The organism is Parasphingomonas caseinilytica, assembly GCF_036663755.1.
Taxonomy (GTDB): Bacteria; Pseudomonadota; Alphaproteobacteria; order Sphingomonadales; family Sphingomonadaceae; genus Sphingomonas.
The window spans coordinates 81,182-104,322 of sequence record NZ_JAXOJL010000001.1 but is presented as its reverse complement, the minus strand read 5'-3'; the positions used below and the strand labels follow the sequence as shown (position 1 = coordinate 104,322).

Annotated in this window: 19 protein-coding genes, 1 tRNA gene, 1 pseudogene and 1 riboswitch; of the genes and pseudogenes, 7 read left to right on the top strand and 14 right to left on the bottom strand. The window is 63.4% G+C overall.

The genetic code is table 11. The features are described 5' to 3' along the window. Positions 1-24: 24 nt before the first annotated feature. Both U1738_RS00450 and U1738_RS00445 read right to left on the bottom strand, forming a co-directional pair. Positions 25-969, bottom strand: a complete 945-nt coding sequence (locus U1738_RS00450; RefSeq protein WP_332787070.1) for a quinoprotein relay system zinc metallohydrolase 1 — start codon at positions 967-969, stop codon at positions 25-27. A gap of 2 nt (positions 970-971) precedes the next feature. After that, a complete protein-coding gene (locus U1738_RS00445; RefSeq protein WP_332787069.1) occupies positions 972-1,763 on the bottom strand; it encodes a quinoprotein dehydrogenase-associated SoxYZ-like carrier in 792 nt (263 codons plus the stop codon). Between the two features lie 76 nt (positions 1,764-1,839). Between U1738_RS00445 and U1738_RS00440 the strand changes: the two genes are divergently transcribed. Next, on the top strand, positions 1,840-2,412 hold the full coding sequence (locus U1738_RS00440; RefSeq protein ID WP_332787068.1) for a rhodanese-like domain-containing protein: 573 nt from the start codon (positions 1,840-1,842) through the stop codon (positions 2,410-2,412). Positions 2,413-2,499: 87 nt separating this feature from the next. Here U1738_RS00440 and paoC read toward each other — a convergent pair whose 3' ends face one another. From paoC to paoA, 3 genes are read right to left on the bottom strand one after another with little or no spacing between them, the layout of a single operon-like run. Then, positions 2,500-4,707, bottom strand: coding sequence for an aldehyde oxidoreductase molybdenum-binding subunit PaoC (gene paoC, locus U1738_RS00435; RefSeq protein WP_332787067.1), 2,208 nt, complete (start codon positions 4,705-4,707; stop codon positions 2,500-2,502). Between the two features lie 3 nt (positions 4,708-4,710). After that, entirely contained in the window at positions 4,711-5,661 is a 951-nt protein-coding gene (locus tag U1738_RS00430; RefSeq protein ID WP_332787066.1) for an FAD binding domain-containing protein, read from the bottom strand. Then, positions 5,658-6,305: an aldehyde dehydrogenase iron-sulfur subunit PaoA gene (gene paoA / locus U1738_RS00425; RefSeq protein ID WP_332787065.1), complete on the bottom strand. Its 648-nt coding sequence runs from the start codon at positions 6,303-6,305 to the stop codon at positions 5,658-5,660. The genes U1738_RS00430 and paoA overlap by 4 nt, the downstream gene beginning before the upstream one ends. Before the next feature lie 27 nt (positions 6,306-6,332). On the opposite strand from paoA, the gene U1738_RS00420 reads away from it, so the two are divergent. Next, positions 6,333-6,497 carry a hypothetical protein gene (locus U1738_RS00420; protein ID WP_332787064.1) on the top strand — a complete coding sequence of 55 codons (165 nt, stop codon included), beginning with the start codon at positions 6,333-6,335 and terminating at the stop codon, positions 6,495-6,497. Between the two features lie 11 nt (positions 6,498-6,508). On the opposite strand, the gene U1738_RS00415 is transcribed toward U1738_RS00420, so the two are convergent. The 6 genes and pseudogenes from U1738_RS00415 to U1738_RS00390 form a co-directional block, all read right to left on the bottom strand. Beyond that, on the bottom strand, positions 6,509-7,273 hold the full coding sequence (locus U1738_RS00415) for an ABC transporter ATP-binding protein (RefSeq protein ID WP_332787063.1): 765 nt from the start codon (positions 7,271-7,273) through the stop codon (positions 6,509-6,511). Further along, positions 7,270-8,253 carry a FecCD family ABC transporter permease gene (locus U1738_RS00410; protein ID WP_332787062.1) on the bottom strand — a complete coding sequence of 328 codons (984 nt, stop codon included), beginning with the start codon at positions 8,251-8,253 and terminating at the stop codon, positions 7,270-7,272. The genes U1738_RS00415 and U1738_RS00410 overlap by 4 nt, the downstream gene beginning before the upstream one ends. Then, complete coding sequence (locus U1738_RS00405) at positions 8,250-9,071, bottom strand: ABC transporter substrate-binding protein (protein WP_332787061.1); 822 nt, start codon at positions 9,069-9,071, stop codon at positions 8,250-8,252. Before U1738_RS00405 ends, U1738_RS00410 begins: the two co-directional genes overlap by 4 nt. Beyond that, positions 9,071-10,996: a TonB-dependent receptor plug domain-containing protein gene (locus U1738_RS00400; protein ID WP_332787060.1), complete on the bottom strand. Its 1,926-nt coding sequence runs from the start codon at positions 10,994-10,996 to the stop codon at positions 9,071-9,073. The genes U1738_RS00405 and U1738_RS00400 overlap by 1 nt, the downstream gene beginning before the upstream one ends. 233 nt (positions 10,997-11,229) lie before the next feature. Then, positions 11,230-11,467, bottom strand: a riboswitch (cobalamin riboswitch). Between the two features lie 502 nt (positions 11,468-11,969). Next, positions 11,970-12,296 (bottom strand): annotated as a pseudogene (locus tag U1738_RS00395) (DMT family transporter). 3 nt (positions 12,297-12,299) lie between these two features. After that, positions 12,300-13,073 (bottom strand): N-formylglutamate amidohydrolase, encoded by a 774-nt coding sequence (locus U1738_RS00390; RefSeq protein ID WP_332787059.1) that lies wholly within the window; start codon positions 13,071-13,073, stop codon positions 12,300-12,302. 51 nt (positions 13,074-13,124) lie between these two features. Between U1738_RS00390 and recJ the strand changes: the two genes are divergently transcribed. The 3 genes from recJ (at position 13,125) to U1738_RS00375 (ending at position 17,309) form a co-directional block, all read left to right on the top strand. Further along, a complete protein-coding gene (gene recJ, locus U1738_RS00385; protein ID WP_332787058.1) occupies positions 13,125-14,888 on the top strand; it encodes a single-stranded-DNA-specific exonuclease RecJ in 1,764 nt (587 codons plus the stop codon). 77 nt (positions 14,889-14,965) lie between these two features. Beyond that, positions 14,966-15,040 (top strand) — tRNA-Glu (locus tag U1738_RS00380). Between the two features lie 661 nt (positions 15,041-15,701). Then, the gene (locus U1738_RS00375; protein WP_332788185.1) at positions 15,702-17,309 is read left to right on the top strand and encodes a GNAT family N-acetyltransferase; all 1,608 of its coding nucleotides are present in this window, start codon (positions 15,702-15,704) and stop codon (positions 17,307-17,309) included. Positions 17,310-17,383: 74 nt separating this feature from the next. Here U1738_RS00375 and U1738_RS00370 read toward each other — a convergent pair whose 3' ends face one another. Next, complete coding sequence (locus U1738_RS00370; RefSeq protein ID WP_332787057.1) at positions 17,384-18,148, bottom strand: EAL domain-containing protein; 765 nt, start codon at positions 18,146-18,148, stop codon at positions 17,384-17,386. Positions 18,149-18,505: 357 nt separating this feature from the next. Between U1738_RS00370 and U1738_RS00365 the strand changes: the two genes are divergently transcribed. Together U1738_RS00365 and U1738_RS00360 are read left to right on the top strand one after the other, a co-directional pair. Next, positions 18,506-18,745, top strand: coding sequence for a hypothetical protein (locus U1738_RS00365; RefSeq protein WP_332787056.1), 240 nt, complete (start codon positions 18,506-18,508; stop codon positions 18,743-18,745). Next, complete coding sequence (locus U1738_RS00360) at positions 18,738-19,733, top strand: GGDEF domain-containing protein (protein ID WP_332787055.1); 996 nt, start codon at positions 18,738-18,740, stop codon at positions 19,731-19,733. Before U1738_RS00365 ends, U1738_RS00360 begins: the two co-directional genes overlap by 8 nt. Positions 19,734-20,614: 881 nt before the next feature. On the opposite strand, the gene U1738_RS00355 is transcribed toward U1738_RS00360, so the two are convergent. Next, positions 20,615-20,965 carry a hypothetical protein gene (locus U1738_RS00355; RefSeq protein WP_332787054.1) on the bottom strand — a complete coding sequence of 117 codons (351 nt, stop codon included), beginning with the start codon at positions 20,963-20,965 and terminating at the stop codon, positions 20,615-20,617. Between the two features lie 175 nt (positions 20,966-21,140). After that, a complete protein-coding gene (locus U1738_RS00350) occupies positions 21,141-23,123 on the bottom strand; it encodes a hybrid sensor histidine kinase/response regulator (protein ID WP_332787053.1) in 1,983 nt (660 codons plus the stop codon). Positions 23,124-23,141 lie beyond the last annotated feature (18 nt).

Here is a 23,141-nt window from a genome sequence, read left to right as displayed (position 1 = left end):
CCCCGGACAAGTCCGGGGTGACGGTCACTTCCCGTCGATGCGCGGCATCAATTCCGCCTCATACGCCGCATAGAAATGCGACACCGATCGCTGCAATTCGTACCGCGCCGCCTTCAGCCCGGCAAAGCGCGGCGGGATCGGCAAATTGCCCGCCTCGACAGCGCCCAAGCCATTGGCCACCGCCGCGCGCAAGGTCGGTTCCAGCCAGTCGATCCAGTCCGCCGTCTGGTCGATCGCCGCGTTCGGCGTCGGATCGACCGGCCCGTGCCCCGGCACCACGCTCTTGTGGTCCAGCGCCTTCAACGCCGCCAGACTCGCACGCCATTTCGCCAGATCGGCATGCGGGGTGGAGGGTGCGCGATCGTGGAATACCAGATCGCCCGCGATCAGCGTGCCCGTCCGCTCGTCCAGCACCGCCAGATCGGCGCGGCTGTGCCCGGACAGCGGCAACAGCCTGAAGCGCCGCCCGCCGAATTCCTCGTGATCCCCCGCGATCACCTTGCCCGGCATGTGGAATTCGGTGCCGCGCATCCAATCGCCGAGCAGCCGGTACATCCCCGGCGTGAACTCCTCGCCCTCGGCGCGCAGCACGTCCATCAGCGCCGGTGTCGCCGCGACGATCGCCGGATCGAACGCACCCGCGCCATAGATATGATCGGGATGCAGATGCGTCAGATACACCCGCACCACCGGCTTGCCCGTCAGCGTCTCGACCAAAGGCTTCAACTGCGTGCCGTAGCGATACGACGTGCCGCAATCGACCAGCACCGTACCCGCCGGCGTAGCGATGATCGTGAGGTTGGCGATCGCGCCGCCATTGGCCATCTCGATCGGCCCATCGACACCCCGCACCACCCAGATGCCGTCGCCTGCAGGCTCGGGCCGGATCGTATAGGTGAGCGCCTGCGCCCAAACGGGGGTCGCCATCAATCCGGCCAGCCCGGCCATCACACCCCGACGTCCGATCATGGTCAGCGCGCGGCGATTGCGGCGGGTGCCGCGATGACGGCCATCTTCCCGTCATAGCTGATGCCGTTGGTGTCGCTGCCCGCCAGCGTCACCGTCTCGCCGACCGCCGCATCGGGCATCACGGTGATCACCGGATCCTCCGCCACCGACGCCTCGATCTGCATCGTCCCGAAACTCTTCCCCGCGCCTTTCAATTCGACCTGATCGAGATGATAGATCGGGATGTTCCCGACGAACCCGGTATCCATCGGATGGCGGAACGCGAGCCGCACCCGCGTGCCGCCGGCATCATGCACCGCCAGCCCGCGCACCTCGCCCAGATGCTCCGCCCAATCGCCTTTCGCGCGGCTCAAAGGCGGCATCGAACACCCCCCGCCCGCCGCATCGACCCAGCCGCCGCCGACCAGCCACGACCCGTCCGCCAGTTGCACCGCGCCACGCACCGGCGTGCGCTGGTCTAGCTTGATATTGGTCGAGAGATACGCCGCCGCTGCGGTGGGCGCGTAATCCACGGCCAGTGGGATCGGGTTGAGATCGGCGAACAGGATGATGCGCTTCACCCCCTGAATGCCACGCGCGTCGATCGTCACCGGAAAGCTGCGCTGGTTCTCCGCGATCTCGGGAAAGATCACCTTCACGCGCGGATCGAACCGCACCGGATCGTCGCCGAAAAAGGTCGCACCCAGCGCCACCCAGGTCGGCGACCCCAGCGGATCGACCGGCAGCTTCGCGTGCGCAGGCACGGTGCCCAGCCCCAACAGGGCGGCGGCGAGCAACGGCAGTCTTAGGCCCATGATCTTCTCCTATCGGCCAAGATAGCATCGCTGCCCGGTCTGCTACTATGGGACCAAGGATGTAAGGAGAGGTGCGGTGATCAAGCGCTGGATTGCGGCGACCATGCTGTTCGCGACGATGCAGGTTTCGGCGCAGAGCCCGCTGTTCGATCCCGTCACCGGATACCGCATCACGCAATATCGCGGCATCGTGGACCGCGTTCCCGAAGGCGTCCGGCGCATCGATGTCCGCCAGGCCGCAGCGTGGAAAGGCCGCGCGATCTTCATCGACGTCACCCCGGCGGAAGGCGCGGTGCGCAGTGAAGACGGCGTGTGGCATCTCGCCATGCCGCATGCGACGATCCCCGGCGCGCACTGGTTTCCGGAGGCCGGACGCGGCGTGCAACCGCCCGGCATCGGGCCGTGGTTCGATCACGGGGCGGAGCGACTGACCGGCGGCAAGCGCACGCGACCGATCGTCATCTTCTGCCTGGCGGATTGCTGGATGAGCTGGAACGCCGCCCTTCGCCTGCATCGGTTCGGCTATACGCGGGTCTATTGGTTCGCGGAGGGGATCGACGGGTGGAAGGAGGCAGGCCGGCCGCTGGCTAACGTGACGCCAACGCCTTTGCCCCACTTTCGTCAGTCCCGCGCAGGCGGGAATCCATAGTGGCGAACTTCGCGCACTTATCACCATGTTCTGAGTTTATGGATTCCCGCCTGCGCGGGAATGACGAACGGGTCAAAGATCGCAGGCTCACGCCACCGCTGGCAACTGCTCCAGATGCTTCTCCAGCGTCATCGGATACTCCCGCACCCGCACGCCGGTGGCGTTGTAGATCGCATTGGCGATCGCCGCGCCTACCCCGCACAGGCCGAGTTCGCCGACGCCCTTCGCCTTCATCGGCGAGGAAATAGGATCGACCTCGTCCAGGAAGATCACCTCCTGATGCGGAATATCGGCATGCACCGGCACCTCGTACCCGGCGAGATCGTGATTGACGAAGAAGCCGAAGCGCTTGTCCACCGCCAGTTCTTCCATCAACGCGGCACCGACACCCATCGTCATCGCGCCGATCACCTGGCTACGCGCCGATTTCGGGTTGATGATCCGTCCTGCCGCACACACCGCCAGCATGCGGCGAATACGCGTCACGCCGGTATAGCTATCCACCGCGACCTCGACGAAATGCCCGGCGAAGGTCGCCTGCTGATACTTCTTGTCGAGATCGCCATATTCGATCGCGTCCTCCGCGACGATCTCGCCGCCCTTCGCCGCGTCGCCCAGCTTCGCGCTGCGATTGCCGGATTTCACCTTGCCGTCGCTGAACTGCACGTCGGCGGAATTGAAGCCGAGCTTCTGTGCCACCGCCTCGCGCAATTTCACGCAGGCGGCGTAGACGCCGGAGGTCGCGTTGTTCGCGCCCCATTGGCCGCCGGATCCGGCGGACGCGGGCTTGTCGGAATCGCCCAGCACCACCTTCACCTGATCCAGATCCACACCCATCATCTCGGCCGCCGTCTGCGCCAGGATGGTGTAGCTGCCGGTGCCTATATCCGTCATGTCGGTCTCGACCGTGACGATACCCTTGGCGTCGAGCCGCACGCGCGCGGCGGACTTCATCAACAGGCTGCCGCGATATCCGGCCGCCACGCCCATGCCGATCATCCAGCGTCCGTCGCGCACCATCGCCGGCTTGGCCGACCTCTTGTCCCAACCGAACGTCGCCGCGCCGGTACGCAGGCACTGAACCAATTGTCGCTGCGAGAAGCTACGCTCGGGCTTTTCGGGATCGACCTGAGTATCGTTGATCACGCGGAACTCGATCGGATCGATGCCGAGCTTCTCGGCCATTTCGTCCATCGCAATTTCCAGCGCCATCAGCCCCGGCGCCTCGCCCGGTGCGCGCATCGCATTGCCCTCGGGCAGGTCAAGCACGGCGAGGCGATGCTGCGTCAGCCGGTTCGCGCCGGCATACAGGATCTTGGTCTGCGCCGCCGCCGTCTCGGCAGCGCCGCCGGGCAGATCGCCCGACCAGCTCTCATGCCCGATCGCGGTCAGCTTGCCGTCCTTGCCCGCGCCCAGCCGGATGCGCTGGATCGTTGCCGGACGGTGCGTGGTGTTGTTGGCGATGAAGGGACGCGGGAGCGCTATCTTCACCGGCCGGCCGGCCGCCTTCGCGCCGAGTGCCGCCATGATCGCATCCGCGCGCACGAACAGCTTTCCGCCGAACCCGCCGCCGACATATGGCGCATCGAGCCGCACCTTGTCCTTCGGGATACCTAGCGTCTTGGCGACATCGCCCTTGCTCCAGGCGATCATCTGATTGGATGTCCACAGGGTCAGCTTGTCGCCGTCCCATGCGGCGGTGGTCGCGTGCGGCTCCATCATCGCGTGGCTATGATCGGGCGTGGTATAGGTCTGGTCCAGCTTCACCGCCGACGCCGCGAACCCGCCGGCGAAGTCGCCATAGCTGGAGTCCGCTTCCCCGCCGAAGCCCGCTTTTGGCTTCACCGCCTTATCCTTCACGGCGGCAAGATCGAAGCTGCCATCGGCGCGGGCATAATCGACGCGCACGAGTGCGGCCGCCGCCCGCGCCTGTTCGAACGTGTCCGCCACGACGACCGCGATCGCCTGATGATAATGTTCGATCTCCGGCCCGCCGAGCAATTTGGCGGTGTTGAAATTGCCCTTGGCGAGGGTTCCGGCGTTGGCGGCGGTGACGACCGCCAACACGCCCGGCGCTGCTTCGGCCTCGCGCATGTCCATCGACTTGATCCGGCCCTTGGCGATCGCCGATCCGACGATGTAGCCATAAGCCTGGTTCGCCGCGACATCGTGCCGTTCATAGGCATAGGGGGCGGTGCCGGTGGTCTTGTACTTGCCGTCGATCCGGTCGTGCGGCTTGCCGACCACCTTCAACTGATCGATCGGGTTCTGGCCTGCGGGTGTATCGAATTTCATGGGTCAGCCCTTCGCTTCGGCCAGGACCGCGGCGAGCGTGCGCTCGACCAGCGGAAGCTTGAATGCGTTTTCATGGGAGGGGTTTGCGCCGGCGAGCAGCTTGCTCGCCATCGCCTTGGCACCGCGCGGCAGATCGGCTTCGGCCGCCTCGACCCGCCATGGCCGGTGCGCAACACCGCCCACCGCGACGCGGCCCGTGCCGTCCTTCTGCACGACCGCCGCGACTGAGATCAGCGCGAAGGCATAAGACGCACGATCGCGCACCTTGTGATACAGATGCGTTCCGCCGATCGGCTTGGGCAACGTCACCGCCGTGATCAGTTCGCCCGGCATCAAGGCGGTTTCGATATGCGGTGTGTTGCCCGGCAGGCGGTGGAAGTCCGCCATCGCAATGCTGCGCGCCGCGCCGTCCGGCTTCACGGTTTCGACGGTCGCATCCAGCACGCGCATCGCCACTGCCATATCGCTCGGGTGCGTCGCGATACATGCCTCGCTGGTGCCGATCACGCCCAATTGCCGACTGAAACCGCCGATCGCGGCACAGCCCGATCCCGGCTTGCGCTTGTTGCACGCCTGGTTGGTGTCGTAGAAATACGGGCAACGCGTCCGCTGCAGCAGATTGCCCGCTGTCGTCGCCTTGTTGCGCAGCTGACCGGAAGCCCCGGCGAGCAATGCCCGGCTCAGCACGCCGTAATCGCGCCGCACCGTCTCGTCGGACGCCAAGGCGGTGTTCTTGACGAGCGCGCCGATACGCAAGCCGCCTTCCTTCGTCTTCTCGATCCGGTCTAGTTTCAGATCCTGCACGTCGATCAGATGGGCCGGCGTCTCGATCTGCAATTTCATCAGATCGAGCAGGTTGGTGCCACCGGCAATGAATTTCGCGCCCGGCGTGCGGGCGACGGCCGCCGCCGCTTCGGCGGGCGATGTGGCGCGGGTATAGGTGAACGGCTTCATGCGCGTTGCCCTCCCTGACCCTGGGCAACTTCGGTCATTGCCTCCAAAATATTCGAATAGGCACCGCAGCGGCAGATGTTGCCGCTCATCCGCTCGCGCATTTCGTCGTTCGTGACCTTGGGCTTGTCGGTCAGGTTCGCGCTGACATGGCTCGGAATGCCGGCCTTGATCTCGTCGAGCACCGCCACCGCCGAACAGATCTGGCCCGGCGTGCAATATCCGCATTGATAGCCGTCATGCTTGATGAAGGCCGCCTGCATCGCGTGCAGGTTGTTCGGCGTGCCCAGCCCTTCGATCGTCGTGACCTTGTCGCCCTGATGCATCACCGCGAGCGTCAGGCAGGAATTGATCCGCACGCCATCGACCAGAACGGTGCACGCGCCACATTGGCCGTGATCGCAGCCCTTCTTGGTGCCGGTCAGGTGCAGATTTTCGCGCAAAGCGTCGAGCAAGGTGGTGCGGGTGTCGACCTCCAGGTCCCGGCGCTTGCCGTTGACCTGCAGCGACACCTTCATCGTTTCAGGGGCTGGCTGCGCGGCAGGCGTCGCGGCCTGAACTTCGGGCACCGCGCTCAACGCCGCCACCGCGGCGCCGCCGACCAGGACCCCGCGACGCGAGACCGCCACTTCGCCGGATGTTTCCATGAAATATTGCCCCTTACTTTTCGGCCGATGACCGACGGTGCCGATGCACTGGTCTGCCGAACTGTTTCACTACGCATGGCACGTGTAACGCATCGCATGCGTGAAACGATGCGGCGGATTGATATGACTGGCGGCATGAAGTTATCTTGGAATTTCATCAATGACGAACGGACTATATCTTTCGGGATATAGTATGAGCGCGATCAGGCGAAGCGGATCGTCGCGCCGCCTTCCTGCCGGATCACCCGCGCCTCGACATCGTAGAGCGCGCTCAGCAGCACATCGGTGAACATCGCGTCCGCCGCGCCCTGCCCGACGATCCGCGCGCCCTTCACCGCCACGACATCGTCCGCGATGCGCAGCGCCAGATCGAGATCGTGCAGGGCGACGATCACCGTGCAGCCACCATCGACGAGCGCGCGCAGCCGTCGCGCCGCATCGAGCGCATGGCGCGGGTCCAATCCCGCGGTCGGCTCGTCGACGATCAGCACCTCCGGCGCGCCGACCGTCGCGCGGGCGAGCATGACGCGGGCGAGTTCACCGCCCGAAAGCTGCGTCGCCGGGCGATCGCGCAACTCCATTAGATCGTAACGCGCCAGCGCCGCATCGATCTTCGGCTGCCACGATCCGGGCAGTCCGCCGAACGCCGGCAGATGCGCGGTCAGGCCCAGGGCGACGACGCGCTCCACGCTGATCGCCCAGTCGATCCGCGGGTTCTGCGGCAGATAGGCCCGCCGCATGGCCAGCGTCTTGCGCGAGAACGACGATAGCGCCTCGCCGCCCAGCGTCACGCTCCCGGCCTCGACCGCCAGCAGCCCGGCGGCGACGTCCAGCAACGTCGATTTCCCCGCGCCGTTCGGCCCGATCACCACCGTCAGCCGCCCCGCCACGAACCGCGCATCGGCGGCATCGAGCACCACACGCCCGCCGCGCCGCACGGTGATGCCCTGCACCGCCAGATCGCTCACGGCGCGGTCCTCCGCACATGCAGCACCAGCCACAGAAAGAACGGCGCACCGATCACCGACACGAACACGCCGAGATGGATTTCCGTGCCGAAATCGAATATCCGCGTCGCCAGATCGGCGGCCAGCACGATCAGCGCGCCGACGATCGCCGCCGGCACCAAAGTCGCCCCCGGCCGATGCCCGACCAAAGGCCGCACGATATGCGGCGCGACCAGCCCGACGAACCCGATCGCCCCGGCAACCGCCGTCGCCGCGCCGACGCCCAGCGCCGTGCCGAGCAACGCGAGCAACCGCGCCCGCCCGACATGCACACCCAGACTCTCGGCCGCCGCCTCGCCCAGCGACAGCGCATCGAGCGCACGGCCCGTCAGCAACAGCAACACCACGCCCGTGAGGATGAACGGCCCCGAGAGCAGCACATGATCCCAGCTGCGATCCTTGAGCGACCCCATTAGCCACGTCATGATCTCGTACGCCGCGAACGGATTGGGCGCGAGATTGAGCGCCAGGCTCACCCCGGCGCCCGCAATGCTCGACATCGCCACGCCCGCTAGGATCAGCGACAGCGTACCCCCGCGCCGCGACAGGACGAACGCCACCCCCGCCGTCGCCAAAGCCCCGGCCATCGCGAACACCGGCGTCGCCAGTCCAAAACTCGCGGCAAACCCATAATAGATCGCGATCACCGCCCCGAGCGACGCGCCCGAAGACACGCCGAGCAACCCCGGTTCGGCCAACGGATTGCGCAACAACCCCTGCAATACCGCGCCCGAAAGCCCGAGAATCCCCCCGACCATCACCGCCAGCACGACACGCGGCAGGCGCACCTCGACCAGGATCAGCCGATCGAGACTATCGCGCGGCGCCCCGAGCGCCCGGATCACCTCCCCTGGCGTCATCCAAACCGACCCGGCGAGCAAGGACGCGAACGCCAGCCCCACCAGCGCGATCAACAGCAGGATCAGCCACCGCGCGCTCACGACGTCACCGCCGCGACCTGCCGCCGCAATGCGACCGCCGCATCGCCGATCGCCGGCGTTCCGCAGATCGTCGCCGATTGCGCCACCGTCAGCCGCTTCGCCGCCGGCCAGAAGCGCCGCACCAGGGGATGCCCGGTGACGTTGTCGCCCAGCGACCCCTCACGCGGATCGGCGACACCCCTTATGATGAAGTCCGGTTTAGCGCGCAACAAAGCCTCGATCCCGCCGCGCGCGCCGACCCTCGTCAGCCCGGCGGCATCGACGATCGCGGACAGGAACGGACTGTCCCCCATTCCGTCCCGTCCCCAGGACGCGACGGTGATCGGCTTCGCGCCGCGCACCGGTGCCAGTTGCGCATCCATCCGAGCGATCAGCGCCGCGCCGCTTTGCTCCACGCCCAGCGCCGCCGCCAACACGGCGACATTGCGCCGTATCCCCGCGACATCGCCCGAATCCGCCAGCTCAAGCACCGGATAGCCCAGCCGCCGCAACATCGCCCGCCCGCCGGGATTGGAAAACGTATCGGTCACGATCAGGTCCGGCCGCGTCCGCGCGACCTCCTCGACGCTGCCGTGATTGGCCGCCACGCGACGCGCCGCCACGAACTGCGCCGAATAGCGCGGGTCGCGCGACAACCACGTGACGGAGGCGATCCGCCCCGGCGGCAGCAGCGCAAGCACCAATTGGTCTGTGCACTGGTTCAAACTCATCACCCGCATCGGCCGCGCGACCGACACGGGCTTGGCCGGCACGCCCACACCGCAGCCACCCAAAAGTCCGGGTAGCAGCAACGTGAGCCATGCCGGCCGCACTTTCATCAGAAGCGGGCCTTCACGCCGCCATACGCGCCGCGACCCGGCGTGGCGAAGCTGAACACCTCTTCGTAGCGCTCGTTGAACAGATTCTCGACGCGGCCGAAGACCGAGAAGCGATCGCTCAATTTATATTCGGCGTTCAGGTTCACCAGCACATATTCCTGCAAGCTCACCCGCACCGGAATGAAGCTCGGATTGGTAAAGGCGACATCGTCCTGCCGTCCGTTGTAGCGCACGGTCAGCGTGGTCGAGAATCTTTTGTCCATGCTGAACACGGTCGTGTTGAAGCTGCCGATATGGTTCGGGCGGCGCACCTCGACCGTGCCGTTTTCGCGTGCGTGCAGATAGGTGTACGCGATGTCGAAGCGTAGCTGATCGATCGGCTGGGCCGAGGCGAACACCTCGACGCCCTTCTGCCGCGACAAGGTCGTGCGGTTGGCCGGCGATGCGACGAATGTCGGTGCCGGGAAGGTCGTGTAGATCTCGTCTTCCAGCTTGCTGTCGAAATAGGTCGCGCCGATCTTCGCCTTGCCGCCGGCGATCTCCTGATCGAGGCCCGCTTCCCAGCCCTTGGACTTTTCCGGCTTCAAATTCGGGTTGCCGATGTAGCGGCCGTCCGCATAGGCGAAGAGTTCGAAATAGCCCGGATTCTTGACGCCGGTGCCGTACGCGCCATGCGCGCGCAGCCCGAACGGCAGACGGTATCCGGCCTGCAGGCGATAGGTTGTCACATCGGCGAAGCGATCGTTCTGGTCGCGACGGATCGACGCGCCCAGCACCAGAGCATCGGCGATCGTGCCTTCATACTGGCCGACGAAACCCCAATTCTCGGTCGATTTGCGCCCGCTGAACGCGAACGGCGAGACGACCGTATTCTGGAATTCCTCGCGCTCGTAATCCACCGCACCCGTCAGTTTGCTGCGAAACTGGTCGCTGCCGAACTGGAAGCTCGATTCAAGCGATCCCTTGTAGCGGCGGCCCTTGTCGCCGTAATCCACGCCGAACGCGCTGTAACCCGTGCGGGTCGTGTCGGCGATCTGCCCGGTCAGCGCGGTGTTCCACTTGCCGTCGGCCAGCGACAACGCCGCGCGCAGCAGGCCGTAATAGGCCTTGTTGCGGAAATGGCTGCCGGGCGTATCGACGATGTAGCCGAACTTAGGACCCGAAAACGCCGTGTCGTTGCTCAGCGCATCGGTGTAGCTGTAGCGACCCACGCCGGTCAGCTTGAAGATGTCGGACGGCGTCCAGTTCACCTTCGCGCTCGCGCCTACCCCGGTGTAACCCACATTGCGTGTGCCATCCCGCGCGGTCGGCGTGCCATTGGTGCGATAGAGCGTGCCGGACAATGCGTAATCCAGCGTCCCCGCCACGCCGCCGAAGCGCGCCGCGCCCGCCGCCGTGCCGAACGATCCGCCTTCTACGCGGGCGCTCAGGCCCTGCGATTCGGTGCCGGTCGGCGTGATGTACTGGATCACGCCGCCGATTGCGTCCGAACCGTAGAGCGACGATTGCTGCCCGCGCAGCACTTCGATCCGCGCCTTGTCGTCAGCGATCAGCGTGCCGAAATCGTACTGGCCCTGATAAGGGTCGGACGCCTCGATTCCGTCGATCAGGACGAGCACGTGATTGGCTTCGGTGCCGCGAATGCGGATGTCGGTCAGGCCGCCGATCGAGCGGTTGACCGCGACACCCGGCACATCGCGCAGGATGTCGGACACGTTGCGCGTCTGGCGTTCCTCGAGTTGCTCGCTGCTCAACACCGTGATGGATGCCGGCAGATCCTTGACGGCGATGCCTTCGCCGGAGCGCGATGCGGTGACTGTGATGTCGTTGCCCTCTGCATCCTTGGGCGGCAGCGAGGCGTCGCTCTGCGCGAGCGCGGGCGTGGCGGCGACAAGCGCCAGCAGAGATACGAAAACGGTCTTCATAATGTTAAGTCCCCCCGCGCCATTCTGGACGAAGCGACTGGGGCCGTTTGCCGCGTAAAAACGCGAACGACGGCGACGATTCAGCCGAACGGACGCGGAGCCCGGCTGCCTCGACACCGTGTGCGGCCCCGGCCGCACGGTTCGGGAACCCGGCAAAGCATGACTTTGCCTGGGACCCGGTTCGTCGCTCGAACGGACTCGTTCCGTGCCCCGGCCATCCCCTGGATCCGAGAGCATGAGCGACAGCGCCGGCAGGTCTCCTGGCTCACGGGTCAAGGCTCGATGCACGCCTTCCCAGATCGTCAGATCCAGTGGCTGCCCCGCCGGCCCGTTCAAGGGGCCTGGGCAGGACGTGTGCATCGCGCTCTCCGCTTACAGTTGCAGGGACAGCCGCGGCTTTGGGAGGATATCCTCCCGCACCGCATTCCACATTTGAGCCCCTTGCGGGGCACCGGCGCGATCATTCGAAGCCGGATGGTTCGCACCCGGCTTCGATTGCGCCCTTAGTGGAAATGCTGCGCTGCGCAAACGAAATCGGCGCGGGCAAGCGGCGCTGGAGCACGATGGGTTCACCCTGGATAAAGATGAATTCAAACGGAGCCGTTCGTGCTGAGCCTGTCGAAGCACGTGTTCCATGATCGCCGGTCGTGCTTGGAACACGTCCTTCGACAAGCTCAGGACGAACGGAGATGGGATGATCCAACCTCACGTCATCATGCACCAGCACGGACCGACATTTAGGTTTTGGATGGCTTCGAAGGCGGTTTCTCCCCTAAAAAACCGTCACCCCGGACCTGCTCCGGGGTCCACCGTGCCGCGAACTCGGCAATCAAACGATTGTTCGTATCGAAAGCCGCTTGGTGGACTCCGGAACAAGTCCGGGGTGACGGAGAATTTGGAGGAACTTCCAAAAACAGTGAATGTCGATGGGCAGTAACGGCCCATCAAGAGATGCACCGAAGTATCGCCCCGGTCAGCCGTGGCCCGTGCGCAGGTTGAGCACCACCACCCCGAGCACGATCAGCCCGATCGCCGCCAGCGCGATCATGTCCAGTTTCTGGCCATAGACGATTCACGCCACCGCCGTGACCAGCACCACGCCCGCCCCGGACCAGATCGCATAGGCGACGCCGATCGGGATCGAGCGCAGCGCGAAGGACAGGAAATAGAAGGCGGCGGCATAACCGATCACGACGATCAGCGAGGGCCACGGCCGCGTGAACCCTTCCGCCGACTTGAGAAAGGACGTGGCGATCACTTCCGACAGAATCGCCATCGTCAGCCAGATCCAGTTCGGCACGGCTCAGTTCCCGTCGATATCCGTCGCGGCCGAGCGCAACACCGTTGCAAGCCGCGCCGACCATTCCGCGCATCCGGCCGTCGTCCCGATCAAATCCTGCCGCACCTCGATCTCGGCATAAGGTCGCTGCGCCGGATAGGCATGGCGCGGCACGGTATAGTCGATCGTGTCCATGCTGTAGGGCTGATTGTCGCCCACCGTCAGCGCCTCGTCGGTGCGCAACGCGGCGAGCAGCGCCTGCGCGAATGCCGTATCGCCGCCATCGTGCAGCACCCCGACCTCCCATGGCCGCGCAATGCCCTGCATGGCGGGCGTGAAGCTGTGGAGCGCGACGAGGATCGTCCCCTGCCCCGCCGCGTCACGCCGCGCGATCTCCGCGCCGATCGCTTCCTGATACGGCGTATGGATCGCCGCCACGCGTGCGGCGCGCTGGCTGGCATCCAGATCGCGATTGCCCGATACAACGGTCAGGTCGCTGACCTCGGGCATCGCATCGGCCCGCGCGGGATCGCGATTGCAGTCGATCACGAGGCGCGAATAGGTCTGCCGCACGAACACCGCGTCCAGCGCCTCGGCCAGCATCGGCCCCAATTCGCCGATGCCGATATCCCAGCCGATGTGCCGCACAAGTTCTTGCGGTGGCAGGCCCAAAACGGCGAGACTTTCGGGCACCACATTCCCGGCATGGTCGCCGATCAGCAGGAAGGGCGACGCTCCACCCGGATTGATCACCTGCACCGGCGATGGATCGTTCGCGCCCAGCAATGCCGCCGCCATGTCGCTGTCCTTCCTAACCGTCCGCCGCTCGTCTAAGCCTTAGCCCACATCATGAACACCGTCCTAAACATCACCCGGTCGATTCTCGGCCAGCCGTGGCGCTGGCGCGCGCTGGAAACCGATACGCGCGATCCCGGCTTCGCGCCCGACGATCTCGTCACGCAATTGCTGCTGTCGCGCGGTTGCCCGCGCGAGGATCTGGAGGCGCACAAGGCCCCCAGTATCCGCAGCTTCATGCCCGATCCGTCGATCTTTCGCGATATGGACAAGGCCGCCGAACGGCTCGCCGATGCGATCGCGCGCAAGGAATCGGTCACCGTCTTCGGCGATTACGACGTGGACGGCGCGACCTCCGCCGCGCTGATGATCCTGTTATTGCGCGATCTCGGGCTGGAGGCGAAGGCCTATATCCCCGATCGCCTGATCGAAGGGTACGGCCCCTCGGGTGCCGCCATGCTGCGCCTGAAGGCGGAGGGCGCGGACCTGATCGTCACCGTCGATTGCGGCGCGCAGGCGTTCGACGCGCTCGATGCCGCGCGCGATGCCGGGGTCGATGTGATCGTGGTCGATCACCACAAATGCACGCTCGCTTTGCCGCACGCGCATGCGCTGGTGAACCCGAACCGGCTCGATGAAGCGGAGGGCGCGGCGCATGGGCATCTCGCGGCGGTCGGTGTCGCCTTCCTGCTCGGCGCGGCGCTGATCCGCGTGATGCGCGCGCGCGGGGCCTTTGCCGACATGCCCGAACCGCGCCTGCTCGATCTGCTTGACATCGTCGCCTTGGGCACCGTGGCCGACGTGGCGCAGCTGCGCGGCCTCAACCGTGCGTTCGTCGCGCAGGGGCTGAAGGTGATGGCGCAGCGGCGTAACATCGGCCTCAACGCCCTGATCTCCGCCAGCCGCCTGACCCGCGCGCCGACCGCGCAGGATCTCGGCTTCGCGCTGGGGCCCCGCATCAACGCCGGCGGCCGGGTCGGCAAGTCCGACCTCGGCGTGCGCCTTCTCACCACGCGCGATCCGCAGGAGGCCGCCGGAATCGCCGCCGAACTCGATCGGCTGAACGAGGAACGCCGCGCGATCGAGGGGATCGTGCAGGAGGCCGCCGACGCGCTGGCGGGCGTGGCCAGCGAGCGCGCCGTGCTCGTCGTCGCCGGGCGGGGCTGGCATGCCGGCGTGATCGGCATCGTCGCCGGTCGCCTGAAGGAGAAATACGGCCGCCCGGCGATCGTCATCGCGCTGGACGAGAACGGCATCGGCAAGGGCTCGGGCCGCTCCGTGTCTGGCGTCGATCTCGGCGCGGCGGTGCTGTCGGCTAAGGATAGCGGCCTGCTTGTCGCGGGCGGCGGGCACGCGATGGCGGCCGGATTGACGATCGCGGAGGACCAATTGGCTGCGTTCGGCGACTTCCTCGAATCGCGCCTGGCGGACGCTGTGGCCCGCTCGATCGGCGACCGCGCCCTCCTGCTGGATGCCCTTTTGGCCCCCGGCGGCGTCACGCCCGCATTGGTCGAAGCTTTGGACAAAGGTGGCCCCTACGGCATGGGCTGGCCACAACCCCGCATCGTCGCCGGCCCGGTGCGGATCATCAAGGCGGACATCGTCGGCAACGGGCATGTCCGCATCATCATCGCCGGCGACGACGGCCGTTCGCTAAAGGCCGTCGCCTTCCGCCAATCCGGAACCGCGCTCGGTGCCGCCCTGCTCGGCGCACCGCCCCATCGCCGCCTATGGCTCGCCGGCCGCGTGAAGATCGACGATTGGGGCGCGAAACCCGCCGCCGAACTCCATCTCGACGACGCGGCTTGGGCGGATTGAGCAAACAGGCAAATCAGCGGGTTGACCAGCGCGGCGCATTTCCCTAACCGCCTCCAACCAACCGGCGCTGCCGGCATGGCCCCTTCGTCTAGCGGTTAGGACGCGGCCCTTTCACGGCTGAAGCACGGGTTCGATTCCCGTAGGGGTCACCAGCGTCAAGCGAAAAATGGCGGAAGCCCGCGCCTTTTCTGTAGATGCGGCGGATTGGAACCACACTTGCTCCCACAGAATGTTTGGTTTTTTACGGGCCGTTGCGGAGCGTCATGAGCTTTTTTCGGACGGCCACTCAATCAGCCGAGCATAAAATGCGTCGTGTCGGCTTCGACCCATACTAGTCGTTCCGGATCGATTTACCGCCGGCCGAAACCAGTCGCTCGTTCCTCACCTAATTCGTTATTAGCAAAACGATTCGAGGCGATGTGGCGCTCGCCAAAGCCGAAGCCACCGACCGTTGCGGCCATCTCGTCTACTACCAGACTGCTCACTTCGCCGCTATCGTTCTAGCTGCGACCGCCGTTTTCTGGCCGTGATCAACGAGTACTTATATTTACGGGAGGGGGGTTGCATCCGACGCATGCCGTTGACGCTATTTGCCTCGTCACTTCCGGATCGAAAGTAATTTTGACGAACTGCCGTAAAATTTTGTTCGGTGTGGCCGACTTTCAACGGTAAAATGTCTGAGCAGCGCCGATACGCTAAAATTTTTGTCATCGCGGACGCCCCGGTAAATACGTAGGAGACCCAGATCGATTGCAATGCCTCGTGGGCATCGCAACTTCCGATCAGCGCATTGTAGATTTTTTGGAGCCAACCGTGCCAAGCAAGACCCCTGCGACTCTCGAGGTCCGAATTGCAGTTCCGGGAGACGTACTGGGTATCTTGGCGCTGATCAGCCGCGCTTATCCTGGAATAGAAAATTACAGCGCTGGCCAGATCAGCGGTCAGATCAACAATTTTCCGCAAGGCCAGTTCGTTGCCATTTTTGAAGGCGCGATCGTCGGATATTGCGCGTCCTCGCGCATCGACGAGGCGATCGCTCTGTCTCCGCATGATTGGGCAACCATCACGGGCAACGGGTTTGGCAGCCGGCACGACGCCACCGGCGACTGGTTGTACGGGATCGAAATGGCGGTCGACGAAGGTCACCGCGGGCTACGCATCGGCAAACGCCTTTACGAGGCACGACGCGTGCTGGCTGAGCGCCTGGAACTGCGTGGAATAGTCTTCGGCGGGCGTATGCCGGGCTATGCCCGCACTAAAGCAAAGGTGACAAGTCCTGATGATTATCTTGCCCGGGTCGTAGCCGGGGAGTTTCGCGATCAGGTAATCGGATTCCAGCTTTCGAATGGCTTCACGCCGCTTCGCGTGCTGGAGCGATATCTCCCGTTTGACAAAGCGTCGGACGGGTTTGCCGCGCATATGATCTGGCGCAATCCCTACGTCGACCCAAACGAGCCAGTCGCATTTCGCGTACCGCGCGATGTTGAAAGCGTCCGGCTCGCTACCGTACAATTCCAAGCACGTGCGGTCGACGACTTTGCCGCCTTCGTCAAAAACGTCGAATATTTCGTCGATGTTGCTGCGGAATATCGTTCGGACTTCGTAGTTTTTCCCGAGCTGTTCACTATGTCCCTGCTATCGTTTGAACCAGAAGTGCTGTCACCGATCGAAGCAATCGACCGGATGACGGAGCACCGCGCGCCCATCGTCGCCGAGCTTTCGCGGATGGCGTTGCGGTACAATATAAACATCATCGGAGGGTCGCATCCGACGCGCGTCGAAGACGGGAGCGTCCAGAACATTGCCTATGTGTGCCTTCGCGACGGATCGATCCACTCCCAGGAAAAGATCCACCCAACCCCAAACGAGGCATATTGGTGGAAAATCAAGGGAGGCAACTCCGTCGACGTAATCCAGACCGACGTCGGCCCAATCGGCGTTTTGATCTGCTACGACAGCGAGTTCCCCGAACTTGCGCGCCGCCTCGTCGACGAGGGTGCTCGTATCATCTTTGTTCCGTTCTGCACCGATAATCGCCAAGGGTATATGCGGGTGCGATACTGCGCGCAGGCACGCGCGATCGAAAACCAGTGTTTTGTGGTACTGTCAGGTAACGTCGGCAATCTCCCCGGCGTCGATAACATGGATATTCAATATGCTCAGTCCTGCATTTTGACACCCTGCGATTTTCCGTTTGCTCGCGATGGCATCGCTGCTGAGGCCAGTGAAAATATCGAGACCGTAACGATAGCCGACGTGAACTTGGCCGATCTCACCTGGGCGCGCGCTGAAGGCACTGTACGCAACCTCGCCGATCGACGCTTCGACTTATATCGGATTGAATGGAAAGAAGGTGGCAAACGCGATACCATCATACCCGAAGCGCGCCCACGCGGCACCAAAGCGCCTGGTGGCGGTTAGTCGTAGGGACGAGCTTTTTAGATCGGCATGTTCGGATTCGCGATCTGGCCGAATCATTGCTGACCTCAGCAAACTCAGGCGCGCAAAGAAATATTCTCGTACGGGATCGAAATCGCGGGAAGTGCTGCAAGCATCGGCTGAGCAAAAATGAAGCCCTGAATATAGCGGACGCCCAGTTGTGTCAGCGTGCTTAACTCAGCCTCGGTTTCGATGCCCTCTGCGATCACTAGGATACCCATTGCCGCCGCTAGCTTAATGACGGCATCGACGATCATTCGCCGTGGCATGCTGACTTCGATCCCACGGACAAGTTCCATGTCCAGCTTAATAATATCCGGCTGAAATCTTGCCAATAGGTTCAGGCCGGCATGGCCTGCGCCAAAGTCATCGAGCGCCGTGCCAAAACCCATTTGCTGATAACTTTTAACAATGTGCGCGATGTGTGCGGGATCGACCATCTCTTCGTTTTCGGTGAATTCGAAAATCAGCCTCGATGTCGGTAAGCCTACAGCCTTCGCGGTTGCCAGGGTCAACTTGATGCACGCCGCGGGCGAATAGACTGCATTTGGCAAGAAGTTGATCGAAAGTTTTGCCCCGCTGTTTAGGATGCCTGCGGCCGTCGCCAACTCAATTGCGCGAACCCTGCAACGCTGATCGAAAGCGTAACGGTTGCCTGGGGTCACCTGCGCAAGAACGCTCGCTGCAGATTCGCCAGACGGACCACGCACGAGCGCCTCATATGCGAAAGGAAGCTGCGTTGTCAGATCGACGATCGGCTGAAATGCCATCGAGATTTCAAATTCCAAAGCGTCGCCGTTTTTGCAGCCGTCGCAGCTCATTTTCGGTAGACCTTATGATTACGCCTGATTTCACAAGCGCGTAGCCTGCCATAAATTAGTTAATCAAACACAGCGGCATAGGCTATTTCGCCAATTCGGGGATATTTGGTCGCTTTCGAGTTTCGCGGTGATCAGACATTGAAAATGTCGCTCCGGACTGACTGCTTGTGCATCGGTGCGTAATTTTTGAGCAGGCAATATCCGGTATTGATGCACATCATCGTGGCTGCCGGTGAACCGATAAGCCGCGGCTTCGACGGCACCTCAGCCATCGCACGCAGTCTCTGGTTAAATTCGTTTCCGACCTTTTAACCATTAGATCCTAGCGTTCTCATCTCCGCTTCTGAGGACGATCCTGTGCGTATCGATCAACTTCAACCGACGCCTACCTCGGCCCAACCGCTCGAGATACCTCCACAACTTTTAGACAGCGTGCTGCGGCATCAGTCCCATTTGTCGTCCCTTGTCGATAGCCTGCGAGCCGCCGGATTAGGCGAAGACGTGGTTGCGGCCAGCGTTCGCACGTTGGTCGACAGTTATGCCGATGACCTTACGGTCGCCATCCGCGCCATGATGAAGGAAGAGCATCATGGATGACACCCAGTTACACGACGATGATGCGAGGGTTGCCGCACTGCGCCGGCTGGACGTGCTCGACACCGCGCTCGAAGAGCCATTCGAGAAGATAGTTACCCTCGTTCGGACGGTGCTGGCTGTCCCGATGGCAACAGTGACGCTCGTGGATCGCGACCGGCAATGGTTCAAGGCCAAGCGCGGTATCGATCATACCGAAACGCCGCGCTCGATTTCGTTTTGCACCCACACAATCGCGCAGCGCGAGCCACTGATCATCGAGGATGCCCGATCCGATCCACGTTTCGCAAACAGCCCGCTAGTTGTTGGTCCCCCGTTCGTCCGCAGCTATGCCGGCATCCCGCTGCGGACCCCCGAGGGATATAACGTCGGGGCGCTGTGCGCGATGGATTCCCGTCTGCGTGGTTTCAGCCCCGCGGACGTTGCGATCCTGAGCAATTTTGCCAATATCGTATGTGACGAACTCGAGCTGCGGCTGATCGCCCAGGTCGATCATTTGACCGGGGCGCTCACCCGGCGAGGCTTTATCGAACAAGCCGAACGTGAAATGGCGCGCGCGGTTCGCTACGGCCGGAAAAGCAGTTTGGTGATACTCGACGTCGATCATTTCAAATCCGTCAACGACACCCACGGTCACACGGTAGGCGATCAGGTGCTGCGTCAGATCGCTAGCATCGCCGAAGTGACGTTACGCCCCAGCGACGTGTTTGGTCGTTTGGGCGGCGAGGAGTTTGCCATGCTGCTCCCGGAGACCAGTGACGCGGAAGCACTCCAGGTCACGGAGCGGTTACGACGGACAATTGCAGATTTCGCGATGCCTTTGCCAGGCGGCGGGACACGACACGTGACGGCAAGTTTTGGTATCGCCGAATGGTCTGCCGGTTTTGCCTCCACCACAGCTTGGATCGAACAGGCCGATACGATGCTCTACCTCGCGAAAGCAAGCGGGCGGAATTGTACGAAATTAGCGGCGTCTGTTCAGCAGCGATGAATTTCTGAGGGTAAGTTCGGACCGCTTGTAGGGTCGGATGACCCAGTTTGGACGTTCTGCTGCCCCTTTGTGATTCCCAACTTCAGACGCTCATTCACTTCGCGTTGTCCGCACGGCTTTCCCTGTGCGGACCGCCCCGACGCCAGCATACCCCCGCCGCTCGTCCATAACTAACGCCGCATGGAGATGCGCGACCACTTGCCACCTTGCGGCGGGCGCTACCATTCGTTGACAGCAGATCGTGAGAGCCGCGTTGTTTTAGCATCGTGACGGCGAACAGACGATTGAACTGCGCGTTCCCCGTTTGAGCGGCCACAGCAGCTTCCCAGCCGCAAGACCATTATGCTCAACCGTCGTGCGCGACATCGAACACGGCAGACACGAGCGCTGCCATCTCCAGGTTACCGCGAGCCGTGCAAGGCCAGGCCGGCCGCCCGCATAGAACCGAGATGATCGGGCGAAGACACTGACAAGCTATTCCAGGCGAACGCGGAACGGGATGCCGCGCCATCGGACCAGATGAACTGCGCGACGATCAACATTTCCTCAGAGGTCGGTGCCCTCCCCTCGCCGATGCAATCGATCACGGCATTCACAAACAACGGACTGGACGATCGTGACATGCTGGCACCTCAACGTGGCTGATGGCCGATGTAGGTGGCGCGGACTTCACCGACATCGCCTACCTCTCGATACGCGCCAGACCGAATACAGCACGAGCCAGATGGCACGACCGCTATATCTCCCCAAGCCGCATTTGGGTAAGTTGCGACGTCGCCACCACCCTTGCCGCGAGCACGGTGACGATAGGGAGCTGGGATCAGCTTCCGCCCGCAGTGCCGAGTGCCTGCCATGCCTAACGTTCAAGATTACGACCTTGCCTATAGCAAGAAGCGCGAACAAGCCGAGCGGCAGGCGTCGGCCATGGCGAACGACAGTTGCGCCAAAGTCGTCCATCGATCTTTGGCAGTGCTGTATGGTGATCGCGTTATCTCTGCCCGGCGCGCGATCATTGCGAGTAGTTTAAAGTCATAGCGTAAGGGTTGGGCCACACTCGTACGCTCAAAGCCGACATCGCCGAGGCTTTGGCCGACCACGAGGTCGCAGACTTCGATGTGACGAGCTTGGCGCTCTATCGCTGTGTGCCGCAGCACGGCAGCTTCGTTGTCGTCAAGGATATTGGCGACCCGCAAGCGGCCCGAGATAGCATACAGCACCGGGGGATAAGTCACGATGACCCATAACCAGACGTTCGTCGCGCCCTCGTGGCGGCCAACAACCGGACGTTCATTCAGGAGCAGACCGAGATTAAAAAGGCCGAAAGTGGGAAGGCAAACCTGTTCGGATCTGCCAACAATCGGTCCTACGCGGAGGCGCTTTTATTGCAAACGTCCTATCGGATCTGTCTTAGACGATCGTTGCGACGCTTCTTATAGATTTAAGAAGCACACGAGATAATTGTTCGACTGAATAGGGTTTGTGGAGCAGTTCGAAGCCGTGTGTCCCGGTTTGTGCTAGAACGTCGCTGTACCCGCTCGCCAGCACGACGGGCACGTCAGGGTAGAGGTGCCGGACTTCTCGGGCCAGGTCGATGCCGCTCATACCGGGCATGACGACGTCGGAAAACACAATCTGAAACCGTTCCGAACCGCGCTCGAGCTCTTCCAACGCACGGCGACCGTCGGGCGCAAGTACGCTGGCGTAGCCGAGTTCTTGCAACGCCTGCGTCGCGAAGGCACCAACATGTTCATTGTCTTCAACGACGAGGACACACGCGCCACCGCCGTGAGAGCGCGCGTCAGAGCGTTCGACAGCCTGCAATCCAGCCTCTTTCGGATAGGCGCGCGGCAGATACAACGTAAACGTAGTGCCTTCGCCTATCGCGCTTTCCACATGGATATCGCCGCCCGACTGTTTTGCGAAGCCGATGACCTGGCTTAGGCCCAGCCCCGTGCCCTCGCCAACTTTCTTGGTCGTGCAGAACGGCTCGAAGATGCGTTGCACCTTGTCGGCGTCGATGCCCGTTCCGGTGTCCGTGATCGAAACGGCGATGTAGTCGCCGTCTACCGACGGATGGCCGCGCGTCGGAGGAATGGACGACGCCGGCGTGGTCGCTACGGTCAGCGACCCCTCGCCGTTCATCGCGTCGCGCGCATTGATCGCCATGTTTATGATCGCGGTATCGAATTGGCCCTTGTCCGCAAGGATGAAGGCGAGCTCTGCGGGAGGCGCCAACGCCAAGGAGATGCGAGATCCTATCAGCGTGCGAACGATCCCAGCGACTTCGTTCAGGCTCTCGCCCGCGTCAAAAAGTTCGGGCATCAACGCCTGACGCCGCGCGAAGGCGAGCAGCTGCCCAGTCAGCTTAGCCGCTCGATCGGCTGTCTCGCCAATCGCGTCGACGTAGCGCGAGCGCTTTTCTTCCGACAGGCCGTCGCGGCGCAACAGATCGACCGAACCGCGGATCACGGTCAGAAGATTATTAAAATCGTGTGCGACGCCGCCCGTTAACTGACCAATCGCCTCCATCTTCTGTGCTTGGCGTAGCGCGTCCTGCGCGGCCTCGCGCTCGGCGGTGCGCTGCTCAACGCGCTCCTCCAGTTCGTCCGCCAAGCGTTGCAGCTTGTACTCGGCCTCGCGCTGCGAAGAGATGTCCGTGTTGGTGCCGAACCAGCTGGCGATGGCGCCAGAGCCGTCGCGTACAGGCTGAATACGCGTCAAAAACGGGCGGAAGGTGCCATCCGCCCCGCGCAATGGAAATACCATCTCGAACGGGTGTCCGCTCGCGATCGACGCGGTCCATCGTTCCATGACGGCCGGGAGCGCGTCGGGGTCGTGAACCGATTGCCAGCCCCAGCCTTCCATATCGACGGAGGTCGTCCCCGTGTACGCGTACCAACGCGCATTGTACCAGTTGATGTAGCCGTCCGGACCGGCGCTCCAGCACAAGGTGGGGATTGAGTCGGCGAGGTCGCGAAACTGCGCCTCGCTTTCCCGCAGCATTTCCAGCCTGCGACGCGCTTCATACTGCCGGCGGCGGCCGCGGAGTGCGGCCTCGGCGAGGCTGACCAGCGTCGTGGGGTGGAACGGACGTTCGACGAAGGTGACGTTGCCCAAAGTGCGCAAGTGAAGCGATGCAGACGGGTTGCGCTCGAGCCAGCCACCCCGATGCGTTAGGAGAACAAACGGGAAGTCGGACCATTCGGGCTGAGCGGCGATCCAAGCCGACACCGCGCGCATATCGCCGCTAACTAGTGCTTCCTCCGTCAATACGGCAAAACCCGCGCCAGCCTCGAGCTCGCGGCTGAGCGCGTTTATGTCGGCGCAAACGCAGGCGCCGAGCTTGGCTTCGACGAGCATCCGCGCAGCGATGTCGGCGTCACGGCCCATCGGCGCTAGGATCAGCGC